Origin of the sequence: Rhodopseudomonas sp. B29 (assembly GCF_000333455.1) — a bacterium.
Taxonomy (GTDB): domain Bacteria; phylum Pseudomonadota; class Alphaproteobacteria; order Rhizobiales; family Xanthobacteraceae; genus Rhodopseudomonas.
Genome location: NZ_BADD01000637.1, coordinates 1 through 4,571, shown reverse-complemented (window position 1 = coordinate 4,571; position 4,571 = coordinate 1). Strand labels below are relative to the sequence as shown.

Here is a 4,571-nt window from a genome sequence, read left to right as displayed (position 1 = left end):
TTTCAGTTCCTCAGCGGCCGGACTTCACCGCTGCCGCTCAGCATCGGGAGGTTGGCGAGCGAGGTCATCGGCGCGATCGGCACTTCGCTGGCTGCGACGAATTGCGGCGCCGGCTCGATCAGCAGCGGTTCGGCTATGGCCGGCGCCGCGGGGGGCGCCGACGGAGCGGTCGCCAGCGGGAAATCGTCGAGGACGAGCTGATCGCTCTCGCTCATCACCACGGCACGATAGACCGCGTTCTCGAGCTGGCGGATGTTGCCCGGCCAGTCGAGCTGCGACAGCCGCGCCACGGCTTCGCCGCTGATGCCGCCGATGTGGCGGTTTTCCTCGGCGCAGAACCGCATCAGGAAATGCCGCAGCAGCGGCCCGATGTCTTCGCGGCGCGTGCGCAGCGGCGGAATGGTCAGCGGCAGGACGTGCAGGCGATAGAACAGATCCTCGCGGAACTGCCCGGCTTTGACGCGCTCGAGCAGGCGGCGATTGGTCGCGGAGATGATGCGGACGTCGACCTTCACTGGCTTGCGGGCGCCGACGGCTTCGACGGCGCCTTCCTGCAGCGCGCGCAGCAGCTTCACCTGGGCGGCGAGCGGCAATTCGCTGACTTCGTCGAGGAACAGCGTGCCGCCGGAGGCCTCGACGAACTTGCCCATGTGTTTGTCGGTCGCGCCGGTGAACGCGCCTTTCTCGTGGCCGAACAGAATCGACTCGACGAGATTGTCCGGAATCGCACCGCAATTGACGGCGACGAACGGCTTGGCGCAGCGTTCGCTGGAGCCGTGAATGGCGCGGGCGAACAGCTCCTTGCCGACGCCGCTTTCGCCTTCGATCAGCACCGGGATCGACGAGGCCGCGGCCTTCTTGGCCGCCGCCATCACGCCGGCCATCGCCTCGCTGCGGGTGATGATGTCGGAAAAGCTCAGCCGGCCCTCGCGGCTGTGGCGGATGCGCTGCAATTCGCCCTTGAGGGCGCTGGCATTGAGCGCGTTGCGCAGCGACACCTGCAGCCGCTCGATGCCGACCGGCTTGACGACGAAGTCGTGCGCGCCGGCGCGCATCGCCGACACCACGTTGTCGATACCGCCATGCGCGGTCTGCACGATCACCGGCACCGACAGGCCGGCGTCACGGATTTTCGACAGCACGCCGAGGCCATCGAGGCCCGGCATCACCAGATCGAGCACCACCACATCGATCGCCGGCGCCTGCGGCGACGTCAAAATTTCGACCGCGGCATCGCCGCTGTCGACCGTGATCGCTTCATAGCCGCATTTCTGCACCATGTTCTCGACGAGCCGACGCTGCACAGCGTCGTCGTCGGCGATCAGAACTCGATCCACCATCACTGCCCCAAACACAATGTCCCGAATTGGTGCACTTTGACGACCAAAGCGTTAAAGCTTTGTTGCACGCCGGCGGATCACGGCGAGGCGCCGCGCCGTGAAAGAGTGACTTGCCGAAGCTGCGTTGCAGCAAGTAGCGTTCATCAAAACCGATCCTTGAAGCTCTGAAGGCCCATGAAAAAACCTGCCAGCTCCCGCGCGAAATCGTCCCGTCCCGTCGTTTCCCGCAAGCCCGCCGCGAAGTCTGCCGCCAAGGCGAAGCCGGCGAAGTCTGCCGCGCCGAGCAAGGTTGCGGCGAAGGCCAAGGTAGCGGCAGGCGCACGCAAGCCCGCAGCCAGGCGGCTGCCGGAATGGAATCTCGCCGATCTTTATCCGGCGATCGACGCGCCCGAGGTCGCCGCCGATCTCGACAAGCTCGACGCCGATTGCGTCTCCTTCGAGGCCGACTTCAAGGGGCGGCTGGCGGAAGAAACCGCCAAGGATGGCGGCGGCGCGTGGCTCGCCGGCGCGGTCAAGCGCTACGAGGCGATCGAGGATCTGGCGGGGCGGCTCGGTTCCTATGCGGGTCTGGTGCATGCCGGCGACAGCGTCGATCCGAAGAAGTCGAAATTCTACGGCGACGTTTCCGAGCGTTTGACCGCGGCCTCGCTGCATCTGTTGTTCTTCGCGCTCGAACTCAACCGCGTCGACGATGAGGTGCTCGAACAGGCGATGCAGACGCCCGAACTCGGTTACTACCGACCGTGGATCGAGGATCTGCGCAAGGACAAGCCTTATCAGCTCGAAGATCGCGTCGAGCAGCTGTTCCACGAGAAGTCGCAGACCGGCTACGGCGCCTTCAACCGGCTGTTCGATCAGACCATCTCGTCGCTGCGCTTCAAGGTTGGGGCTAAGGAGCTGGCGATCGAGCCGACGCTCAACATGCTGCAGGATCGCACGCCGGCGAAGCGCAAGGTCGCGGCCGAAGCGCTGGCCAAGACCTTCAAGGCCAACGAGCGCACCTTCGCGCTGATCACCAACACGCTGGCCAAGGACAAGGAAATTTCCGACCGCTGGCGCGGCTTCGAAGACGTCGCTGATTCACGCCACCTCGCCAATCGGGTCGAGCGCGAAGTCGTCGACGCCCTGGTGGCTGCCGTGCGCGGCGCCTATCCGAAGCTGTCGCACCGCTACTACAAGCTCAAGGCCGGCTGGTTCGGCAAGAAGAAGCTGCCCTACTGGGACCGCAACGCGCCCCTTCCGTTCGCCGCCACCGGCGAGATCGGCTGGTCGGACGCGCGCAGCATGGTGCTGACCGCCTACAGTGCGTTCTCGCCGGAAATGGCGCGGATCGCCGAACGCTTCTTCACCGATCGCTGGATCGACGCGCCGGTGCGGCCGGGCAAAGCGCCAGGCGCGTTCTCGCATCCGACCACGCCCTCGGCGCATCCTTATGTGCTGATGAATTACCAGGGCAAGCCGCGCGACGTGATGACGCTGGCGCATGAGCTCGGCCACGGCGTGCATCAGGTGCTCGCCGCCAAGAACGGCGCGCTGATGGCGCCGACGCCTCTGACGCTGGCCGAGACCGCCAGCGTGTTCGGCGAGATGCTGACCTTCCGCCGCCTGCTTGGCCAGACCAAGAACGTCAAGCAGCGCCAGGCGCTGCTCGCCGGCAAGGTCGAGGACATGATCAACACGGTGGTGCGGCAGATCGCGTTCTATTCGTTCGAACGCGCTATCCACACCGAGCGCCGCAGCGGCGAACTCACCGCGGAGCGGATCGGCGAGATCTGGCTGAGCGTGCAGGGCGAGAGCCTCGGGCCGGCCATCGAGATCAAGGCCGGCTACGAAAACTTCTGGATGTACATCCCGCACTTCATCCATTCGCCGTTCTACGTCTACGCCTACGCGTTCGGCGATTGCCTGGTGAACTCGCTGTACTCGGTCTACGAGCACGCCCAGGAAGGCTTCGCCGAGCGTTACCTCGCCATGCTGTCGGCCGGCGGCACCAAGCATTATTCGGAGCTGCTCGCCCCGTTCGGCCTCGACGCCAAGGACCCGCAATTCTGGGATCGCGGCCTGTCAGTCATCGCCGGCATGATCGACGAGCTGGAGGCGATGGGGTAGGGCGGCGTAAAACAAGTGTTGAACGGCAATAAAACCTCCGTTATACATTCTGTACAACGGAGGTTTTGCTATGGACGACCGCACCAAGACCGATGCCGACACGAGCCGTGTTCTGGCGACCGTCGAAATCAAGAAGATCGGTAACTCCTCAGGGCTGATTTTCACGAAGGAGCTGATGGCTCGGCTCAATCTGAATGTTGGCGATCAGCTGTATGCGACTTTGACGCCGGATGGCGGCGTTCGCTTCACGCCGTCCAATCCGGAATTCGAAAAGGCGATGGAAGTCGCCCGTCGCGGCATGAAGCGCTACCACAACGCCCTGGCGGAGTTGGCCAAATGAGTGAGCCGTTTTGGCTCACCAGGCAGATCATCGTCGCGATCCATGACGAGCAACTCGCCGTTCATGGTGGGGCGGCCGGGCTGCGCGACGAGGGGATGCTGGAGTCGGCGCTGGACCGCCCGCGCAACAAATGGACCTATGAGCAAGCTGAACTCGCCGAGCTCGCGGCCGCTTATGCGTTCGGCATCGCCCGCAATCATCCATTTATCGACGGCAACAAGCGCACCTCGCTGCTGGCGCTTTACACCTTCCTCGGCGTGAATGACGTCGACTTCATCGTGCCCGAAGCCGAAGCCGCTGCGATGATCCTATCCCTCGCCGCCGGCGAGGTCAGCGAAGCCAGCCTCGCGCGGTGGATTCGAGATAACTGGCCTGCCTGAGCAACTGCAGCAATTCGGCTGATTGCAGTCGACCGCTCTGTCTCGCTGGGTCGCTCGCCAGTAATCCGCGCGACGCAATTCTTCATTAGTCTGTTGCAACTGCTTCCCAGCAGCTTGTTCTTCTCGCCCGATACGATCACAGTGGCGCGGACGGCATGTAGAACTTTGGCAGGCCCCCAAACTGGTGAGCCATTATTGCTGCAGTGCCGTTGCCGTCGTAATAAGATTGCGCTAATTGCACGGCGAAGTTCTCGAACATGTCCGGGGAGAGACAAATGGCTGAACACAGCGAAGTCGCCTACACGGTGGCGGATGGAAACGACTACGCGATGCACGAGCAGACCTATGAGGGCTTCATCAAGCTGGTGAAGTTCGGCACAGCGGCGGTCATTTGCATCGTCG

General features: G+C 63.7%; 4 protein-coding genes and 1 pseudogene. 4 read left to right on the top strand and 1 reads right to left on the bottom strand.

Annotated elements, in window-relative coordinates:
• Positions 1-5: 5 nt before the first annotated feature.
• Positions 6-1,340, bottom strand: a pseudogene (locus I5M_RS22995) (sigma-54-dependent transcriptional regulator); the annotation flags it as partial.
• A gap of 174 nt (positions 1,341-1,514) precedes the next feature.
• Here I5M_RS22995 and I5M_RS22990 point away from each other — a divergent pair.
• From I5M_RS22990 to I5M_RS22970, 4 genes are all read left to right on the top strand, one after another.
• Positions 1,515-3,449 carry a M3 family oligoendopeptidase gene (locus I5M_RS22990; protein WP_022723549.1) on the top strand — a complete coding sequence of 645 codons (1,935 nt, stop codon included), beginning with the start codon at positions 1,515-1,517 and terminating at the stop codon, positions 3,447-3,449.
• A gap of 70 nt (positions 3,450-3,519) precedes the next feature.
• Positions 3,520-3,789 carry an AbrB family transcriptional regulator gene (locus I5M_RS22985; RefSeq protein WP_022723548.1) on the top strand — a complete coding sequence of 90 codons (270 nt, stop codon included), beginning with the start codon at positions 3,520-3,522 and terminating at the stop codon, positions 3,787-3,789.
• Positions 3,786-4,169, top strand: coding sequence for a type II toxin-antitoxin system death-on-curing family toxin (locus I5M_RS22980; RefSeq protein ID WP_022723547.1), 384 nt, complete (start codon positions 3,786-3,788; stop codon positions 4,167-4,169). The genes I5M_RS22985 and I5M_RS22980 overlap by 4 nt, the downstream gene beginning before the upstream one ends.
• 275 nt (positions 4,170-4,444) lie before the next feature.
• Positions 4,445-4,571: aa3-type cytochrome c oxidase subunit IV (locus I5M_RS22970; RefSeq protein WP_022723545.1), on the top strand; the 127-nt coding region annotated here is incomplete at its 3' end.

Excerpts from the sequence above, each read along its gene's own strand:
- I5M_RS22990 (WP_022723549.1), top strand. The coding sequence starts at position 1,515 with ATGAAAAAACCTGCCAGCTCCCGCGCGAAATCGTCCCGTCCCGTCGTT.
- I5M_RS22985 (WP_022723548.1), top strand. The coding sequence starts at position 3,520 with ATGGACGACCGCACCAAGACCGATGCCGACACGAGCCGTGTTCTGGCG.
- I5M_RS22980 (WP_022723547.1), top strand. The coding sequence starts at position 3,786 with ATGAGTGAGCCGTTTTGGCTCACCAGGCAGATCATCGTCGCGATCCAT.